The following is a 19,654-nucleotide window of genomic DNA, read 5'->3' as shown; positions in this document are numbered from 1 at the left end:
ATGACAAAAGAAACATTAAAAGAAAAAATCCTCTTCTTTATTGAAAGTAGTCGAAAGAAAAGTTTTTCGATGGAAGAGATTGCCGAAGGGCTAGGCTTTCAAAAAAGTGAAGATTTTAAATTATTAGTACAAACCATCGCACAGATGGAACGAGAACAAAGTATCGTCTTTACGAAAAAAGGTAAAGTCAAACTGCCGCTTCAGCCGATTTTGATCGAAGGGATCTTTCGCGCAAACGAGCGAGGATTCGGTTTTGTGACGATCGACCCTGAAGAAGATGATGTATATATCCCTAAGGAAGCAACAGGATATGCGATGGATGGAGACACTGTTGCGATCGATATCGTCAAAACGGCGGATGCTTTTACAGATCGTGGAGCGGAAGGGAAAGTTGTTGAAATTCGTCAACGAGCAACTACGCAAATCGCGGGAGAGTTCATTGCTTATACGGATGACGAAATGGCAGAAACAGATCTTTATGGGGTAGTCATCCCTAAAGATAAAAAAATGAATCAATTCAAAGTGTATGCCGCAGCAGAAGGTGTCCGCCCAGTAGATGGAAGCATCGTGTTGATCGAATTGACACATTATCCAGAAAAAAGCTATGCGACAAGTTTAGAAGGCATCATCAAACAAGTCATCGGACATAAAAATGATCCTGGAATGGATATTTTATCGATCGTCGTGGCTAACGGAATCCCGACTAAATTTCCTGATGACGTATTGAGTGAAGCCGATGCCGTACCAGATAGTATCAGTGAAGAAGATTTGATTGGCCGCAGAGATTTACGTGACCAATTGATCGTGACGATCGATGGGGAAGATGCCAAAGATTTAGATGATGCGGTCACTGTTAGAAAATTAGCGAATGGGAATTATTTTTTAGGCGTTCACATTGCAGATGTTTCGTATTATGTAACGGAAGGCAGTCAATTAGACCGTGAAGCGTATGAACGTGGAACGAGTGTCTATTTAACAGATCGCGTGATCCCAATGATTCCACAGCGGTTATCAAACGGTATTTGTTCGTTGAATCCTAAGGTACCTCGGTTAGCGATGAGTTGCGAAATGGAGATCGATCCTACTGGGAACATTATTTCTCATGAAATTTTCCCAAGTGTGATCCAAACGACTGAGCGGATGACGTATACCGCAGTGAATCAAATCTTAGAGGAACAAGATGAAGAAACGATGACCCGGTATGAGTCTTTGGTCCCTATGTTCCAAGCGATGGGTGAGTTGCATGAGATTTTAGAAACGATGCGTATCCGACGTGGCGCAATCTCATTCGAGGATCGTGAAGCTAAGATTTTAGTTGATCCAGAAGGTCACCCTCAAGATATCCAATTGCGGAGTCGTGGCGTAGGTGAACGGTTGATCGAATCCTTTATGTTGGCGGCCAATGAAACGGTGGCAGAACATTATTCTCGTGGGAAGTTCCCTTTTATTTACCGTATCCATGAGCAACCAAAAGAAGAGAAAATGCAACGTTTCTTTGATTTTGCCTCTGCTTTAGGGATTTTGGTCAAAGGAACAAAGGGAACGATCACACCTAAGGACTTACAAAAAGTGATCGAAGACGTCGAGGAAAAACCTGAATCAGCTGTGATCAATACCATGTTGTTGAGAAGTATGCAACAAGCACGCTATTCTGAGGACAATTTTGGACATTACGGGTTAGCAGCAGAATATTATACGCATTTCACGTCACCGATCCGTCGTTATCCAGATTTGATCGTCCACCGTTTGATTCGTTCCTATGGTCAAGATCCAAGTGAAAGCAATCAAGAGTATTGGGAACAAACACTGCCTGACATTGCGGATCATAGTTCGAAAATGGAACGTCGTGCAGTTGAAACAGAACGTGAAGTCGATTCAATGAAGAAAGCTGAATTCATGATGGATAAGGTTGGCGAAGAATTTGATGGTATCATCAGTTCTGTGGTGAAATTTGGGCTGTTTATCGAGCTGCCTAATACCGTGGAAGGATTGATCCACATCAATGAATTGCGTCAAGATTATTTCCACTATATTGAAAACCATCTAGCCTTAGTTGGTGAGCGGACAGGATTGACATTCAAGATCGGTCAAAAAGTACGTGTCAAAGTAGTCAAAGCAGATCCTACCGAGCGTGCAGTTGATTTTGAATTAGTCGCTGCGGAGGAATTGGCGCCGCTGGAAGCACCGAAGGCAAGAAGAAAAGAACAAGGCAGACCTTCAAGAAAAACAAGTGACCGGCAAATGGATAAGAAAAAACGTCCAAAAAAGGCCGATAGTAAATATGGTCCAAAAAAAGAAAAGGGTAAAAAAGGGAAAAAACCTTTTTACAAAGGCATCAACAAGAAAAAGAAGAAAAAATAATCAAAAAATGAATTGGGGGAATGTAGAATGCCAAAAGGCGAGGGAAAATTGATTGCACAAAATAAAAAAGCTCGCCATGATTATTCGATCATCGACACAATGGAAGCAGGAATGGTTTTACAAGGTACAGAGATCAAATCTATTCGTAATAGTCGTATCAATCTAAAAGATGGATTTGTTCGTGTTAGAAATGGCGAAGCTTTTTTGCATAATGTCCATGTCAGCCCTTATGAACAAGGGAATATCTTTAATCATGATCCACTGAGAACTAGAAAGTTGTTACTGCATAAAAAGCAAATCGCACGTTTATCAAGTGAAACTAAGAACACTGGTATAACGATCGTTCCTTTAAAAGTTTATATTCGAGATGGCTATGCGAAAGTCTTGATCGGTTTAGCTAAAGGGAAAAAATCGTATGATAAGCGAGAAGATTTGAAGCGAAAAGATGTCGATCGTCAAATTGATCGAACATTAAAAAATTTCTCTAGATAATTTCATTATCCTTTTTCGCATATTCGGTGCTTTTAGATTTACTTAGTGATAAAATTTGTTAGCATTTAATCTGATGAAACATGATTATCAAAGGTTTTTCCTCGGTTTCATGGCATTGTATCATCCGTGTTTTTTATGATTTTTTGACTGAAATAAAAAAATGTCTAGTTTTCATGAAAATGCTTTGAAATTTCTGTTTCATGGTGGTATGATACCGTTTGGTTAGAAACCGATAAAGAAAAACCAGATACACACATGAAATTGATTTTATGTGAAATTTGGGGAAAAGAGGTGAAATGGATTGGATGAACGCTCGCTAACGTTCCATATTGGACCCGTTTGGTTTGATGGGACTGTTTGTTTGATGGTGTTGTTAACTTGTTTGATCGTTTTCTTTTTAGTTTACTTCTTTACTAGAAATCTAAAAATGAAGCCAACTGGAAAGCAAAATGCACTTGAATGGGTCATTGATTTTACACGAGGAATCGTTACAGATAATGTGCCTAGAAAAGAATTGAATAATTTTCACTTATTGGCATTTACATTATTCCTCTTTGTTTTTGTGGCAAACAATATCGGTTTAGTTACAAAAATCGTCTTACCTGGTAGCGAAACGACACTTTGGAAAAGTCCGACAGCAGACCCGTTTGTAACTTTAACATTGGCATTTATTATGATCACACTTACTCATCTATTCGGGGTGAAGAAGCTCGGTTTCAAAGGTTATTTTGTCAACTCATTCCTAAAACCCTATAGTTTTATGTTTCCAATGAAGGTGATCGAAGAGTTCACAAACTTGTTAACACTTGCTTTACGTCTTTATGGGAATATTTATGCGGGAGAAGTATTGCTAACTTTGATCGCAAAAATGATGACAAGCTTAGGCTGGTTCTCATTGCCATTAGCAATTCCGTTAGAGATGGTCTGGATCGCGTTCTCATTATTTATCGGAAGCATCCAAGCATTTGTCTTTGTCACTTTATCAATGGTATATATGAGTCACAAAATCGAAGTAGAAGAGTAAAAAATATTTAATGACTATTTAAACTATTTTAGGAGGAAGTAAATTATGAATTATATCGCAGCAGCAATCGCAATCTTAGGAGCAGCTATCGGAGCTGGTTACGGTAATGGTCAAGTAATTTCTAAAACAATCGAATCAATGGCACGTCAACCTGAAATGTCAGGTCAATTACGTACAACAATGTTCATCGGGGTAGCCTTAGTCGAAGCCGTTCCTATTCTAGGTGTTGTTATCGCCTTGATCCTAGTTTTTGGTGTGTAATAAAAATGCTGAGGTTGCGTGATCGACAAAAAACGATCGAATCTTTATCAGTAGTTACGCAACCTAAGAAAACTGGATTCTCAGAGAAAGGAAGGCTAACCTATGCTGAATCAATTGGCAATTGCAGAAGTTGGCAATCCGATGTTAGGTAATATCATCGTTGTCAGCGGCTCATTTTTGATATTAATGGTCCTATTAAAACACTTTGCGTGGGGACCGATCAGCGATATTTTGAAAAAACGTGAAGATAAGATCGCCAATGATTTAGATTCTGCAGAACAATCTCGCATCAAATCAGCAAAATTAGAACAAGAACGTGAACAACAATTGTTGGCTTCTCGCTCTGATGCTGCGGATATCATCAAAAATGCGAAAGAAAGTGGAGAATTAAGCCGCCAAAATATTTTGAAGGAAACACAAGAAGAAGTTGCACGTCTGAAAAATAAAGCGCAAGCGGATATCACGATGGAACGTGATACTGCCTTGAACTCAGTCAAAGACGATGTAGCCGATCTTTCTCTTCAAATCGCGGAAAAAATCTTGAATAAAGAATTATCTCCAGAAATGCATGAATCTTTAATCAATCAATATATCGAAGGTCTAGGTTCGTCAAATGAAACTAGATAAATATACAGTAGGTAGACGTTACGGAAAAGCATTATTTGAACTGGCGATCGATTCAAATAATACGGAAGAAGTGTATCAAGAACTTCTTAGTCTACGTAAAATCTATTCCGATGTCCCTGAGTTAGGGAGTATCCTTAGTGATGTTCGTTTAGAACCTCATGAAAAGCGATTGGTCATGGATAAATTAGTCAGTGGCTATCAAGGAATGGTTAAAAACTTTTTAGAAGTCGTGTTCATGTACAATCGTATGAACGATCTACCTTTGATGATCGACGAGTATGAACATCGTTACAATGAAAACAATGGCTTGTTACTAGGAAGTGTGACTACCGCAGTCCCACTTTCAGAGGAACAATTGAGCAGACTTGAAGCAAATGTCGCTAAAACAATGAACTACCAAACGGTTGAGTTGAAGCAACTAGTCGACTCTACGATCATTGGTGGGGCAATTGTAGAAGCAGATCATCAAGTGATCGACGGAAGCATTCGGACGCAGTTGGAAAAATTGCGTAATCAATTAAATAGATAGTACAAAGAGGTAGGTGAATCGAATGGCTATCAAAGCAGAAGAAATTAGTGCCTTGATTAAAGAACAAATCGAACATTATGAAAACGTGCTTTCAGTCGAAGAAATCGGTACAGTCACTTATGTTGGTGACGGGATCGCACGTGCACATGGACTTGAAAATGCCATGAGTGGTGAACTACTTGAATTTTCAAACGGTTCATATGGTATGGCACAAAACTTAGAATCAAATGATGTCGGAATCATTATCTTAGGAGATTTTGAATCCATTCGTGAAGGGGACAAAGTAAAACGTACAGGAAAGATCATGGAAGTACCAGTTGGTGACGCTATGATCGGCCGTGTCGTCAATCCTTTAGGACAGCCCATCGATGGTCTAGGAGAAATCGTGACTGACAAAACTCGTCCAGTCGAAGCGATGGCTCCTGGTGTTATGCAACGTAAATCAGTTAATGAACCGATGCAAACAGGTTTGAAAGCTATCGATGCATTAGTACCGATCGGACGTGGACAACGTGAATTAGTTATCGGTGACCGTAAAACAGGGAAAACATCGATTGCAATCGATACGATCATCAACCAAAAAGGTCAAGACATGATCTGTATCTATGTAGCGATTGGACAAAAAGATTCAACGGTACGTACTCAAGTAGAAACACTGAAAAAATATGGCGCAATGGATTATACGATCGTAGTCAATGCGGGGGCTTCACAACCTGCACCATTGCTATACATCGCACCTTACGCTGGTACAGCTATGGGTGAAGAATTCATGTATAACGGCAAACATGTATTGATCATTTTTGATGATCTATCAAAACAAGCGGTTGCCTATCGTGAGCTTTCTTTATTACTTCGCCGCCCACCAGGTCGCGAAGCCTATCCAGGGGATGTTTTCTACTTGCATTCTCGTTTGTTAGAACGTGCAGCGAAATTAAGTGATGAACTAGGCGGAGGATCAATGACTGCCTTGCCATTTGTTGAAACACAAGCCGGCGATATCTCTGCTTATATCCCAACAAATGTGATCTCGATCACCGATGGACAAATCTTCTTAGAAAGTGACTTATTCTATGCAGGAACACGACCAGCCGTTGATGCAGGTTTATCTGTTTCCCGTGTTGGTGGTTCAGCGCAAATCAAAGCAATGAAAAAAGTTGCCGGAACATTGCGTCTAGACTTAGCAAGTTACCGTGAATTAGAAGCATTTACTCAATTTGGTTCTGATCTAGATGCAGCGACACAAGCGAAATTGAATCGTGGCCGTCGTACTGTGGAAATCTTGAAGCAAAAATTACATGCACCTCTTGCAGTAGAAAAACAAGTAGTCATCTTATATGCGTTGACACACGGTTACTTAGACAGTATCCCTGTTGATAGCATTTTAGACTTTGAACATGAATTATTTGAATATCTAGAAACAAACCATGCTGATCTCTTTGAAACGATCCGTACAACGAAAGATCTTCCAGAAGAAGAAGCGTTGAATCAAGCGATCCAAGAATACAAAGATATTTTTATGGCAACAAAAGGTAACAATTCTTCAACAGAAGACAAATTGAAATCCATTCAAAATGCATAGTGAGGTGAGATGAATGGGCGCTTCATTAAATGAAATCAAGACACGAATCGCGTCAACGAAAAAGACGAGCCAAATCACTCGTGCCATGCAAATGGTCTCAGCCTCTAAATTGACAAAATCTGAAGCTTCTTCACAGAAGTTCCAGATTTATGCCAACAAGGTCAGAGAAATCGTTACGCATCTAACAGCGACACAATTAACTGACATTGCTTCTTCTAATCCAAGAGGAGATGTCAATTATAATAGTATGCTGATCAGTCGACCAGTTAAAAAAACCGGATATATCGTGATCACAGCTGATGGTGGATTAGTTGGTGGCTACAATAGTTCTATTTTGAAACAGACCATGTCTATTTTGGAAGAAGACCATCAATCACCAGACGAATATGTCATGATCGCTATTGGCGGTACCGGAGCGGATTTCTTTAAAGCTCGTGACATCAACTTAGCGTATGAACTGCGCAATTTGTCTGATCAACCTAGCTTTGATGAGGTTCGTAAAATCGTGAACATGGCAACAACCATGTATCAAAATGAAGTATTCGACGAATTGTATGTATGTTATAACCATCACATCAATTCATTGACTAGTCAATTTCGTGTAGAAAAAATGTTGCCAATTTCAGACTTAGATCCGGGCGAAGCGAAAAGCTTTGAGCAAGAATATATTTTTGAACCTTCGAAAGAAGAAATCTTGGCTCAACTATTGCCGCAGTATGCCGAAAGTTTGATTTATGGCGCGATCGTCGATGCGAAAACCGCAGAACATGCTGCTGGTATGACCGCTATGAAAACCGCAACAGATAATGCTGCGAATATCATCGATGATTTGACGGTTTCATACAACCGTGCAAGACAAGGGGCGATCACCCAAGAAATTACCGAAATTGTTGCCGGAGCATCGGCACTAGAATAGCAAGGAGATTGGAGGAAAAAAGATGAGTTCAGGCAAGATTGTTCAAGTAATCGGTCCCGTTGTCGACGTGGAATTTTCTTTAGACCAATCCTTACCAGATATCAACAACGCATTAGTTGTTTATAAAAATGATGAGAAAAAATCAAAAGTTGTTCTTGAAGCAGCGTTAGAATTAGGTGACGGAGTGATCCGTACGATTGCAATGGAATCTACTGATGGATTGCAACGTGGGATGGAAGTCATTGACACAAGTAAAGCAATCTCTGTACCAGTTGGAACAGAAACGTTAGGTCGTGTGTTCAACGTATTGGGCGAAACGATCGATTTAGAAACACCATTTCCAGAAGATGCGCAAAGAAGTGAGATTCATAAAAAAGCACCAAATTTTGATGAATTAAGTACAAGTACAGAGATTCTTGAAACAGGGATCAAAGTTATTGACTTATTAGCCCCTTATTTAAAAGGTGGGAAAGTTGGATTGTTTGGTGGTGCCGGTGTTGGTAAGACTGTTCTGATCCAAGAATTGATCCACAACATCGCCCAAGAGCATGGTGGGATCTCAGTATTTACCGGTGTAGGTGAACGTACTCGTGAAGGGAATGACCTATACTATGAGATGAAAGATTCTGGCGTTATCGAAAAAACAGCGATGGTGTTCGGACAAATGAACGAGCCACCTGGTGCACGTATGCGTGTCGCACTAACTGGTTTGACGATCGCGGAATATTTCCGAGATGTCGAAGGACAAGATGTGCTCTTATTTATTGATAATATTTTCCGTTTCACACAAGCAGGTTCAGAAGTATCTGCCTTGTTAGGACGTATGCCATCAGCGGTTGGTTACCAACCAACGTTAGCTACTGAAATGGGACAACTTCAAGAACGGATCACTTCAACGAAAAAAGGTTCCATCACGTCGATCCAAGCAATCTATGTACCAGCGGATGACTATACTGACCCAGCGCCAGCAACGACATTTGCCCATTTAGATGCAACGACAAACTTGGAACGTAAATTGACAGAACAAGGGATCTACCCAGCGGTTGACCCACTTGCTTCTTCATCAAGTGCGTTGTCACCTGAAATCGTTGGAGAAGAACACTACAAAGTAGCAACTGAAGTCCAACACGTACTGCAACGTTACCGTGAATTGCAAGATATCATCGCTATCTTAGGGATGGATGAATTATCGGATCAAGAAAAAGTGTTGGTTTCACGTGCGCGTAGAATCCAATTCTTTTTATCACAAAACTTCAATGTAGCTGAACAATTCACAGGTCTTCCAGGTTCTTATGTACCGGTCGAAGAAACGGTTAAAGGTTTCCGTGAGATCCTTGAAGGTAAATACGACGATCTTCCTGAAGAAGCGTTCCGTAGTGTGGGCCGAATCGAAGACGTTGTCGAAAAAGCGAAAAAACTAGGCTACTAGAAAGGGGTGCCCCATGGATCAATATTTAACTGTTAATGTGGTTACTCCCGATGGTTTAGTTTATGATCACCATGCGGCAATCGTTGTTGCACGAACTACTGCCGGCGAACTAGGTATTTTACCGCAACATGCGCCCATCATCGTGCCATTAACGATCGATGAAGTGCGTGTCAAACGGACAGATTCAGATACACACGTTGACTGGATCGCTGTCAATGGCGGCATCATGGAAGTGCGTGATAACTTAGTTTCAATCGTCGCAGATAGTGCGGAACGTGAACGAGATATCGATGTATCTCGAGCAGAGCGTGCAAAACAACGTGCTGAACGTCAAATCGAAGAAGCCAAACAAAAAGAAGATAAGAACGAATTGAAACGGGCAACTGTTGCTTTACACCGAGCAGTGAACCGAATCAATGTATCGAAGCATAAGTAATTACTGATCAACTAAGTAGTAATTGAATGGAGTGAACAACTCCAAAAGAAGAGAACGAGATACCTTTGGATGCATCAGCTTCCATGAGTGTCTCGTTCTCTTCTTTTTTTTACACAGTGCTGATTGCTTGCAGTACACCATATTAAAAAACTCTAAGTTAATTTCGTTGCTATAACTCATCATCGCTAGTCCTTAATAATAAATGAATTGAAATTTATTATATATATGATGTAAATGAATGTTTTTTTCATTCATTTTTCAGAGTTTGTCAAGAAAATTACAGATATTTATCATTTTTGCAACCAATAATTTCTACTTTTATAAAATTTATGGTATCATCAGTGTGTTAGTTATCAAAAAACATTTGTTAGAAAGGGCGTAATGATGCAAGTATATGGTATTGATGCAATCATTCGGATCGTTAGTCACTTGGCATTTATTTACTTAGCCTTTTGGTCTTTGCGTTCTTTACGCGTTGACGCTTTTTTTCGGTCAATGCATACGACACAAATTAGAATGGCAATTGTCCTTTTTTCAATTTTTTTAGGGTATACAGCGAGCAGTTTTTTCTTAGAGATCATTGCGCTATGTCGAAATCTTTTCGTCAGCCTATAATTTTAAAAAAAGGTACTATTTTAAAACAAGAAGTGATATAATAAAAAAGATTTTGAGCGAATGTATACTCAACGGATTTTTTTTGGGGGGAACAACATGGAAGAGATCATCGTAAAAGGTGGCAATCAATTAAAAGGAACAGTAAAGATTGAAGGAGCAAAGAACGCGGTTTTACCGATTTTAGCCGCAAGTTTATTGGCTGAAGAAGGAACAACCGTTTTAGATAATGTGCCAATTCTTTCTGACGTGTTCACTATGAATCAAGTGATCCGTCATTTGAACGTAGATGTAGCGTTTGATGAAGAAAATAATCGTGTGACACTTGATGCATCGAGAGAATTAGAAATTGAAGCACCTTATGAATACGTAAGCCAAATGCGTGCCTCAATCGTAGTAATGGGACCATTACTAGCTAGAAATGGTCATGCAAAAGTTGCGATGCCTGGTGGATGCGCGATTGGAAAACGTCCGATCGATCTACACTTGAAAGGCTTCCAAGCATTGGGAGCAAAAATCATTCAAAAAAATGGTTATATCGAAGCAATCGCGGAACAACTGATTGGAAATACGATTTACCTTGATTTCCCAAGTGTTGGTGCGACACAAAATATCATGATGGCTGCTGTCAAAGCAAAAGGCACAACGATCATCGAAAACGTTGCACGTGAACCTGAGATCGTCGATTTAGCGAATATCTTAAATAAAATGGGTGCAAACATTTATGGCGCTGGTACAGAAACGATGCGTATTGAAGGCGTGGATCATTTGCATGCAGTCAATCATTCGATCGTCCAAGACCGTATTGAAGCTGGAACCTTTATGGTAGCAGCAGCAATGACTGAAGGCGACTTATTGATCGCTGATGCCATTTCTGAGCATAATCGTCCATTGATCTCTAAATTGATCGAAATGGGCGCAACGATCACAGAAGAAGCTGGTGGCGTTCGTGTCATCGGTCCAAAACACATTTTACCGACAGATGTTAAGACAATGCCTCATCCAGGGTTTCCAACGGATATGCAAGCACAAATGACTGCTATCCAATTGGTTGCAGAAGGAACGAGCGTTGTGACTGAAACAGTCTTTGAGAACCGTTTCCAACATCTAGAAGAAATGCGCCGAATGAATGCACATGTGAAAATCGATGGCAATATTGCGATCATGGATGGCAATCATGAATTACAAGGTGCTGAAGTTTATGCAACAGATCTAAGAGCAGCAGCAGCACTTGTCTTAGCCGGTCTGAAAGCAAATGGCATCACACGCGTTCGTAATCTTAAATATTTAGATCGTGGCTATTATAATTTCCATATTAAATTGCAACAATTAGGTGCAGATGTGGAACGAGTAAACGTAGAAGAAACACCAATCGAAAAAACACCACAAACAATCGCTTAAGGATGTGACGAGAGATGACGAATTCACGCTATATTTTAATAAGTATGGTAAAAATTTTAGCTGTCATATTACTTGTACTCCTGCTGTTCATCATTGGGACAATTATCGGATATGGTTTGATTGGCGGTGGAAGTCCATTTAAGGTCTTTCAACCGAGCTTATGGTTGCATATCTTCGATTTCTTTAGTTAAGTATGTACACTAAGAAGTAGATAAGATAAAATAAAGAGGCTGGCAGCTACTGTCTTGCCTCTTTTTTATGGAGATGAAAATATGAAAAAAGTTTTGATTTATTTAGTCCGAGGGTATCAGCGGTTTATTTCGCCTGCTTTTCCGCCAAGTTGCCGATACTATCCAACTTGTTCTAATTACATGATCCAAGCGATCCAAGTGCATGGCGCGCTTAAAGGAACACTGATGGGTACAGCACGGATCTTTCGTTGCCATCCATTTGTGAAAGGCGGAATCGATTATGTTCCTCGGAACTTTCGCTTGACTCGTAATAAAGAAGATAAAGAAATGCCAGAATACAAAAAATACACGAAAAAAAGGCACTGATTTTTCAAGATAGGAGAATAAGATGTTTGAACAATTGAACAAAAATGATTTGCCATGGGCGTTGCTATTAGAAGCAGATCCTGACAAAGATAAAGTGATGGCGTACGTCACAAATGGCGATGGTTTTATCTGGAAAGAGCAAGATGAAGTGATCGGTGTACTTGTTTATGAAATTAGAGACACAGAATTTGAGATCATGAATGTTTCTGTTGCTGATGCGCATCAAGGGAAAGGCATCGGAGGTAAGCTGCTTGATCATGCCATCGAACGCTTGAGCAAAGAAAGTGGGCAACAAACAAAAATCTTGATCCGTACAGGAAGTATCACCAATCCAGCGTTACATCTTTATCAGAAAAAAGGATTTGAAGAAGTATCAAGGGAAAAGGATTACTTTATCAATAACTATCCAGAACCAATCTATGAAGAAGGGATCCTTCTCAGAGATCAAGTAACCTTAGCCAAAAAACTGTAACTCAAAAAAGAAAGCGTTTCATAATAAGGGAAATCAAGTACTGAGGAGGAAGAAGTAAAAATGGGTATTTTAGCATTCGACTTTGGCGGTTCAGCTGTCAAGTATGGTTATTGGGAACAAGAAACACTTACGCACAAAGATCAATTCACGACACCGGCTACATGGGAAGAAATGAAAGCGCAATTATTATCGGTATTCCAACGATTGTCACAAGAAGTAGCAATCAGCGGGGTTGCTTTTAGCGCACCTGGTGTAGTTAATAGTGAGCGACAAGTGATTGAAGGCATCAGCGCGATCCCTTATATCCATGGCTTCGATATTTATACTGAATTGCAAGAATTATTTGGCCTACCAGTTGCTATGGAAAATGATGCGAATTGCGCGGGTATGGCTGAATTTTATGAAGGTGCTGCTCGTGACTATCAAAATGTTGCTTTCGTTGTGATCGGTACAGGAGTAGGGGGTGCAATGTTCACCAATGGCGAGTTGAATAAAGGTGCCCATCTATATGGCGGTGAATTTGGCTTGATGTTTCTGAATGGTGAGCATACCTTCAGTACGTTAGGGACAGCCGTCCAAATGGCGTGGCGATACTGTGAGCGCAAAGGCTTAGATAAACATACCTTTAGTGGAAAAGAAGTGTTTGAATTAGCTGAAAAAGGTGATCCAATCGCACAGGAAGAAGTTGAATCTTTTTATGATTATTTAACTAAAGGATTATTTAGTATCCAATTTTCATTTGATCCTGAAATAATCGTATTAGGTGGCGGCATCTCAGCGAAAGAAGGGTTATTGTCAGAAATCAATCAACGCATGAAAAAATTGACATCTCATTTTGGGTTAAATGATTTTGATCCGTTGATTTCTTTATGTGAATATCGCAATGATGCGAATTTAATAGGAGCAGCAGCTAATTATTTAGCACAACAAGAATCTATGAAATAAATTATCAGTTAGAAAACACACAGTGAATGTTTTCTGCCGTCAAATGTGATAAACTATTGAGGAGGTGGAGAATGATGTCAAAAAAGAATAAAGATATTGAAGTGCGTACCGAAGAGATCAAAAAAACGATCAAAGGGAACACATATGATGTAACACAGTTATTTATTGGTAAAAAAATGATTGGTGAAATTTTAGCTTATGGGCCCAAAGAATTTGAGATTTTCTTGGGCGAAGAAGATTTCGGTAAAGAAAAAAGTCTTGAAAATGCGATAGAAACAGTGATTCGTCATTGGAATCTACACGAATAAAAAAATATCAAAAAAATTTTCAATAAAGGGTTGCAATCACTTGGAAAATTAGGTATTATAACTAAGTCAGGTTGATACAAACCTTTCGGAGGAGTAGCGAAGTGGCTAAACGCGACGGACTGTAAATCCGTTCCTTAGGGTTCAGTGGTTCGAATCCACTCTCCTCCATTTCATTGGGGTATAGCCAAGCGGTAAGGCAAGGGACTTTGACTCCCTCATGCGTTGGTTCGAATCCAGCTACCCCAGTTTCTAGAGTGATCCGTCGAAGATCACTCTTTTTTTTGTGTAAAACACCTTGTTTCTTGCTGATTTTTCTATTATAGGCTAGAGTAGATATAAGAAGAAAAAAGGAGGCGGCACAAATGAAATGGAAACAAAAAGTAGATGAAACAGCAGAAAAAATTTACGACCTGATCAAATCAGAAAAGTACAATGTAGAGATCCAAGTACCGAAGAAATCAGAAAAGTTTGTCCAAATCAAAGCAAAACGTCCGACGAATCATACGAAGAAATGGTTGTCTAAAAATCGTTAAGAATAACAAAAGCTCTGAAGTTCACATAATCTTGTGTTCTTCAGAGTTTTTGTTATTTTTCAATCTCAATACCTAAGACGGTCAAGTGACCATTACCAACTAATTTGATGACTAAAGCGGCCAATTGTTTTGGTGTCATGTCCGTATCACTTGTGACCCACCAGTGTAAAGTGCCAGTGAAAATGGCAGTCATGTACTCCGTAATAAAGTCAATGGGTACCTCTAATTCGTTTTCGGTGATTCTCAAATGGTCAAAAATGGTGGCGTATTTATCCGACAAAAAAATTTTTAACTTCTTTCTGAAAAACTCGATCGACGTGCCATCTAACGTCGTTATAAATATCGCTTTGTTTTCAGCAATCAATTGATAAATTTGGGTCAATGCTCGATTGACCCGTTTCAACTTCAGTTTATTCCCTTCCATCAATGGCTCCAAGTCTAAGATCGAAGTAAAGGTCTGGATAGCGATGTGGAATAAATGTTCATAAAGATCTTGTTTATCTTTGAAATGGGCATAAAAAGTTGCCCGATTGATCATTGCTTCATCTGCAATCTCTTGGATCGTGATCTGTTCCATGCTTTTTGTTTCTAGTAAACGTAAGAACGCTTCAATAATCATTTTGTTGGTACGCTTCACTCGAAGATCATTTTTCTTCATCATCAAAATCTCCTCACTTTTGGTCGACAAATCGTTCACAATTGTTGTTTATCTCACAAACGGACGGTTATTGCTTATTGTAATCGATAAAAAAGGTTTTAAAATAGATATATGTAGTATAACAGACGGTTTGTTCAATATTCAACAAAGTGTCTTTTTTAAGAAGGTGGCGAGTCGATGAAAATGTACGGAGGTATCGATGTTGGATCTACGACAGTAAAATTAGTGATCCTGGATAAAGACGGAAAAGCTCTTTTTACTAAATATGAACGACATTATGCAGATATTAGAAAAGCAACCATCAATATATTAGAAGAGGCCCAAGCCAAGCTCCAAGATCAGGCGATTGCTTTTGCGATCACAGGTTCTGGTGGTATGGGCTTAGCGGAACAGTTGCAATTGCCATTTATCCAAGAAGTGATTGCTTGTACAAAAACGATTGAAGAAAGAATCCCTGAAACAGAAGTGGCCATCGAATTAGGTGGAGAAGATGCAAAAATCACCTTTTTTGGTTCTTCTTTAGAACAACGGATGAATGGTAGCTGTGCAGGTGGGACAGGGGCATTTATCGATCAGATGGCTGCACTCTTAAAAACAGATGCGAATGGCCTGAATGACTTAGCCAAAAACTATCAACAGCTATATCCGATTGCTTCTCGTTGTGGTGTATTTGCTAAAACAGATGTACAGCCTTTGATCAATGAAGGAGCAGCTAAAGCGGATATCGCCGCAAGTATTTTCCAAGCTGTCGTCAATCAAACGATTGCCGGCTTAGCAGCAGGGAGAAAAATCAAAGGGAAGGTCGCCTTTTTAGGTGGACCACTTTATTTTATGTCTGAATTGCGTCAACGCTTTATTGAAACGCTTGATCTTTCATCAGAAGATGTGATTTTTCCAGAAAATCCTCAACTATTCGTTGCGCTAGGTGCAGCGTATCACGCAAAAGCTTCTGAGGAAGAGATATTGAGTCAATTGATCCAGAAGTTGAAAAGCCAAAACAAAGAGTCGCTTGATAGTTCTCGTTCTTTAGCGCCTCTTTTTCAGACAGAACAAGAGTTAAATGAGTTTCACCTTAGGCATGAAAAAGCAACAGTGAAAGAACGTCCCCTCGCTACTCATCATGGGGTGGCATTTTTAGGCATCGATGCGGGTTCGACCACGACGAAAGTCACCTTGATCAATGAATCAGGAGATCTATTGTTCTCGTTTTATGGAAACAATGAAGGTCAGCCCTTAGAAACAACGATCAGTGTATTGAAAAACATGTACCAACAAATGCCTACAGGCTGCTTTATCGGAAAAGCAGTAGTGACTGGCTATGGCGAAGCATTGATCAAGAGTGCCTTGAAGATCGATATCGGCGAAGTCGAGACGATGGCGCATTACAAAGCAGCGAATTTTTTTCAACCAGGTGTTGATTTTATTTTAGATATCGGCGGACAAGATATGAAGGCGATGACGATCAAGGACGGCGCGTTATCCTCGATCCAGTTGAATGAAGCGTGCTCTTCGGGCTGTGGTTCATTTATTGAAACATTTGCCAAATCATTGGGATACGAGATCCAAGATTTTGCTAAAGCGGCGATCACTGCCAAACATCCAGTAGACTTAGGTTCAAGATGTACGGTCTTCATGAATTCGAAAGTGAAGCAGGTACAAAAAGAAGGGGCTTCGGTTGGAGATATTTCAGCTGGACTCTCTTATTCTGTGATCAAGAATGCGGTGTACAAAGTGATCAAAATCAGAAAACCAGAAGATTTGGGCAGTAAAATCGTTTGCCAAGGCGGAACGTTTTACAATGATGCAGTCTTACGAGCTTTTGAAAAAATCAGTGGGCGTGAGGTCGTTCGCCCGTCGATCTCAGGATTGATGGGCGCATATGGTGCTTCTTTGATTGCATTAGAAGCCTACCAAAAAGGCGAAAAGAGTGAACTACTCTCATTAGAAGAATTGTCGCAATTGACGACAGAAAAAGAATTGACGCACTGTGGGTTATGTGAGAACAATTGCTTATTGACTGTCACTTTATTTTCAGATGGCAGAAAGTTGATTTCTGGGAATCGTTGTGAACGAGGTGCACAGATCAAAATCAAAAAAGCGGATAAGAAAATCAATTTAGTGGCTGAAAAATCCCGACAGTTATTTCGTTACCGGCCATTGCGAAAAACGGAAGCTGTCAATGGCGAGATCGGTCTTCCAAGAGTGTTGAATATGTATGAAAACTTTCCGTTATGGCAGACGTTCTTTCGGTCGTTAGGCTTTCGAGTGGTCTTGTCGCCTCGTTCGAGTAAGGAAATCTATGAACAAGGGATCGGCACGATTCCTAGTGATACCGTCTGCTATCCAGCGAAGCTCGCCCATGGTCATATCCAATCATTGATCGATGCTGGTGTTTCTTGTATCTTTTATCCTGGTGTGATTTTTGAGCAAAATGAGAATCGCCAAGCGGACAATCATTTTAATTGTCCCATCGTCCAAAGCTATCCAGATGTCATTAAAAACAATATCGATGCGATTCGTGAAGGGCGAATCGATTATCGTCATCCATTTCTGAATCTAGCAAACGAAGCATCTGTCGCAAAAACGTTACATCAAACATTTGCTGACTACGGTTTTTCAAAAGAACAAATAGCAGAAGCCTTACATCAAGGATACGAAGCATTAGCAATGTTTAAAAAAGATCTTCAAAAGAAGGGCGAAGAAACATTGAGGATGCTTCACGAAAACAATGAACGGGGTATCGTCCTTGCAGGGCGTCCGTACCATCTCGATCCAGAAATCAATCATGGGATCGCAGAGTTGATCACACAAGAAGGTTTTCATGTCCTGACAGAAGACAGTATTGCCCATCTAGGAGATGTCGGTCAGTTACGTGTAGTCAATCAATGGGTCTATCAATCACGACTGTATGCCGCGGCACGTGTCGTTGCCAAGTCCAACGAGTTAGAACTCGTGCAATTAAACTCCTTCGGTTGTGGCATCGATGCGGTGACAACGGATCAAGTCGAAGAAATAATGGCGCAATATGGCAAGTTGTACACGGTATTGAAAATCGATGAAGGCGCAAATTTAGGCGCAATCAGGATACGCTTGCGTTCATTAAAAGCGGCGGTCAATGAACGAACAAAACAACAGTTCTATCCGACGAAACAATTTGCGGAACCGAATAAAATCACGTTTACCAAAGAAATGAAGAAAAAGCATACGTTATTGTTACCAATGTTAAGCCACATCCATCAATCTGGCTTAGTCGATGTCGCATTGAATGCTTCTGGGTATCAAGTCGTTTGTTTGCCAGAAGAAAGTGGAAATGCCATTGATGTGGGATTGAAATATGTCAACAATGATGCGTGCTATCCAGCGATTATTTCAATTGGACAAATAGTAGAAGCATTAGAAAGCGGAGCATATGATTTAGCACATACGAGTGTGATGATGACACAGACAGGCGGTGGGTGTCGAGCGACCAATTATATTCCACTTCTGCGAAAAGCGCTTGATGAAGCGGGATTTCCGCAAATTCCAGTCGTTTCTGTTTCTTTCGGCAATCAAGGAGTCGAGTCATCTCCAGGCTTTACGTTCACTTTGCCTTTATTGAAACGTTTAGCTGTCGCATTTTTATATGGCGATCTTTTTGAGCGGGTCGTTTACCGCACGAGACCTTATGAGATCGAAAAAGGGGTGGTCGATAAGTTACACCGTGACTGGCTGGAACAAGTAAAAAGCAATGTGAAAAATGGTTCTCTGATACGATTCAACCGTAATATGGAAAAAATCATTCGTGATTTTGATACGATCCCGCTAACCAATCAAACGAAACCAAAAGTAGGAATCGTTGGAGAAATACTCGTCAAATACTCATCGACAGCCAATAATAATATCGTTCGTCTATTAGAAGAAGAAGGAGCTGAAGTCGTTGTACCTGACATCATGGGTTTTATGAATTACTCGTTATACAACCAAGTTTGGAAATATGAACATTTAGGTCATGCGAAAAAAAGTAAATGGGTCGCTCAATTTCTTATTCGATTGATTGAACAAGTGGTCAAACCAATGGATAAAGCGTTAAGACAATCGCAACGTTTCGATGGGATAACGCCGATCAGTCAATTAGCAGAGGAAGCAAGTCAGATTCTATCCATCGGTAATCAGACGGGTGAAGGGTGGTTCTTGACAGGAGAAATGATTGAATTGTTGGAAAACGATGTCGCGAATATCGTTTGTATGCAACCATTTGGCTGTCTACCGAATCATGTGGTAGGAAAAGGGGTATTCAAAGAATTGCGTTATCGTTATCCTAAAGCTAATATCACAGCAATCGATTATGATCCAGGAGCTTCGGTAGTCAATCAACTGAATCGTATTCGTTTGATGATGGCGACTGCAACGAAAGCCTTGAATCAATAGCTTGTAGGATGACTTCCGTGGATGAATCGCCTATTTACTGAGTAATAATCAAGTGCGCGTGTTACTTTAAACCGATACTTTAGTAGAGTTGATAATCAAAGAAACTT

General features: G+C 40.0%; 20 protein-coding genes and 2 tRNA genes. 21 read left to right on the top strand and 1 reads right to left on the bottom strand.

All coding sequences use genetic code 11. The features are described from left to right. The 20 genes from rnr (at position 1) to DOK79_RS00465 (ending at position 14,482) form a co-directional block, all read left to right on the top strand. The gene (rnr, locus tag DOK79_RS00560; protein WP_206853584.1) at positions 1-2,361 is read left to right on the top strand and encodes a ribonuclease R; all 2,361 of its coding nucleotides are present in this window, start codon (positions 1-3) and stop codon (positions 2,359-2,361) included. A 27-nt stretch (positions 2,362-2,388) separates the two neighbouring features. Further along, positions 2,389-2,853, top strand: coding sequence for an SsrA-binding protein SmpB (gene smpB / locus DOK79_RS00555; RefSeq protein WP_019723750.1), 465 nt, complete (start codon positions 2,389-2,391; stop codon positions 2,851-2,853). A gap of 301 nt (positions 2,854-3,154) precedes the next feature. After that, positions 3,155-3,877: a F0F1 ATP synthase subunit A gene (gene atpB / locus DOK79_RS00550; RefSeq protein WP_206853587.1), complete on the top strand. Its 723-nt coding sequence runs from the start codon at positions 3,155-3,157 to the stop codon at positions 3,875-3,877. A gap of 45 nt (positions 3,878-3,922) precedes the next feature. Further along, the gene (gene atpE / locus DOK79_RS00545) at positions 3,923-4,138 is read left to right on the top strand and encodes an ATP synthase F0 subunit C (RefSeq protein ID WP_010734886.1); all 216 of its coding nucleotides are present in this window, start codon (positions 3,923-3,925) and stop codon (positions 4,136-4,138) included. Between the two features lie 102 nt (positions 4,139-4,240). Then, complete coding sequence (atpF, locus tag DOK79_RS00540) at positions 4,241-4,765, top strand: F0F1 ATP synthase subunit B (RefSeq protein ID WP_206853590.1); 525 nt, start codon at positions 4,241-4,243, stop codon at positions 4,763-4,765. Beyond that, positions 4,752-5,294 (top strand): ATP synthase F1 subunit delta, encoded by a 543-nt coding sequence (atpH, locus tag DOK79_RS00535; protein WP_206853592.1) that lies wholly within the window; start codon positions 4,752-4,754, stop codon positions 5,292-5,294. Before atpF ends, atpH begins: the two co-directional genes overlap by 14 nt. 22 nt (positions 5,295-5,316) lie before the next feature. Beyond that, positions 5,317-6,873, top strand: coding sequence for a F0F1 ATP synthase subunit alpha (gene atpA / locus DOK79_RS00530; RefSeq protein WP_206853594.1), 1,557 nt, complete (start codon positions 5,317-5,319; stop codon positions 6,871-6,873). A 13-nt stretch (positions 6,874-6,886) separates the two neighbouring features. Further along, positions 6,887-7,789 carry a F0F1 ATP synthase subunit gamma gene (locus DOK79_RS00525; protein ID WP_206853596.1) on the top strand — a complete coding sequence of 301 codons (903 nt, stop codon included), beginning with the start codon at positions 6,887-6,889 and terminating at the stop codon, positions 7,787-7,789. Between the two features lie 22 nt (positions 7,790-7,811). Next, the gene (gene atpD / locus DOK79_RS00520) at positions 7,812-9,218 is read left to right on the top strand and encodes a F0F1 ATP synthase subunit beta (protein ID WP_206853598.1); all 1,407 of its coding nucleotides are present in this window, start codon (positions 7,812-7,814) and stop codon (positions 9,216-9,218) included. 13 nt (positions 9,219-9,231) lie between these two features. Further along, positions 9,232-9,654: a F0F1 ATP synthase subunit epsilon gene (locus tag DOK79_RS00515; protein WP_206853600.1), complete on the top strand. Its 423-nt coding sequence runs from the start codon at positions 9,232-9,234 to the stop codon at positions 9,652-9,654. 384 nt (positions 9,655-10,038) lie between these two features. Next, positions 10,039-10,269, top strand: coding sequence for a DUF1146 family protein (locus DOK79_RS00510; protein ID WP_029594144.1), 231 nt, complete (start codon positions 10,039-10,041; stop codon positions 10,267-10,269). Positions 10,270-10,365: 96 nt separating this feature from the next. Further along, positions 10,366-11,667 (top strand): UDP-N-acetylglucosamine 1-carboxyvinyltransferase, encoded by a 1,302-nt coding sequence (murA, locus tag DOK79_RS00505; protein ID WP_206853602.1) that lies wholly within the window; start codon positions 10,366-10,368, stop codon positions 11,665-11,667. 14 nt (positions 11,668-11,681) lie between these two features. Continuing rightward, complete coding sequence (locus DOK79_RS00500; RefSeq protein ID WP_206853604.1) at positions 11,682-11,858, top strand: DNA-directed RNA polymerase subunit beta; 177 nt, start codon at positions 11,682-11,684, stop codon at positions 11,856-11,858. 81 nt (positions 11,859-11,939) lie between these two features. Continuing rightward, positions 11,940-12,224 (top strand): membrane protein insertion efficiency factor YidD, encoded by a 285-nt coding sequence (gene yidD, locus DOK79_RS00495; protein ID WP_206853606.1) that lies wholly within the window; start codon positions 11,940-11,942, stop codon positions 12,222-12,224. 22 nt (positions 12,225-12,246) lie between these two features. Beyond that, a complete protein-coding gene (locus DOK79_RS00490; RefSeq protein WP_206853609.1) occupies positions 12,247-12,696 on the top strand; it encodes a GNAT family N-acetyltransferase in 450 nt (149 codons plus the stop codon). A gap of 60 nt (positions 12,697-12,756) precedes the next feature. Continuing rightward, complete coding sequence (locus tag DOK79_RS00485) at positions 12,757-13,641, top strand: ROK family protein (protein ID WP_206853611.1); 885 nt, start codon at positions 12,757-12,759, stop codon at positions 13,639-13,641. A gap of 71 nt (positions 13,642-13,712) precedes the next feature. Next, positions 13,713-13,949 (top strand): DUF2969 domain-containing protein, encoded by a 237-nt coding sequence (locus DOK79_RS00480; protein WP_206853613.1) that lies wholly within the window; start codon positions 13,713-13,715, stop codon positions 13,947-13,949. Positions 13,950-14,036: 87 nt separating this feature from the next. Then, a tRNA-Tyr gene (locus tag DOK79_RS00475) sits at positions 14,037-14,117 on the top strand. Between the two features lie 6 nt (positions 14,118-14,123). Continuing rightward, a tRNA-Gln gene (locus DOK79_RS00470) sits at positions 14,124-14,195 on the top strand. Between the two features lie 116 nt (positions 14,196-14,311). Next, positions 14,312-14,482 carry a hypothetical protein gene (locus tag DOK79_RS00465; protein ID WP_206853615.1) on the top strand — a complete coding sequence of 57 codons (171 nt, stop codon included), beginning with the start codon at positions 14,312-14,314 and terminating at the stop codon, positions 14,480-14,482. A 52-nt stretch (positions 14,483-14,534) separates the two neighbouring features. Here the strand turns inward: DOK79_RS00465 and DOK79_RS00460 are convergent, their stop codons facing one another. Then, on the bottom strand, positions 14,535-15,143 hold the full coding sequence (locus DOK79_RS00460; RefSeq protein WP_206853617.1) for a TetR/AcrR family transcriptional regulator: 609 nt from the start codon (positions 15,141-15,143) through the stop codon (positions 14,535-14,537). Between the two features lie 174 nt (positions 15,144-15,317). Between DOK79_RS00460 and DOK79_RS00455 the strand changes: the two genes are divergently transcribed. Then, positions 15,318-19,547 (top strand): 2-hydroxyacyl-CoA dehydratase, encoded by a 4,230-nt coding sequence (locus DOK79_RS00455; protein WP_206853619.1) that lies wholly within the window; start codon positions 15,318-15,320, stop codon positions 19,545-19,547. The last annotated feature ends 107 nt before the right edge of the window (positions 19,548-19,654 follow it).

This window comes from Enterococcus sp. DIV1094 (assembly GCF_017316305.2).
In the GTDB taxonomy this organism is placed as follows: Bacteria; Bacillota; Bacilli; order Lactobacillales; family Enterococcaceae; genus Enterococcus_B; species Enterococcus_B mangumiae.
Note: the sequence above shows the minus strand (reverse complement) of the source record. Positions and strands in the feature narration are given on the sequence as shown.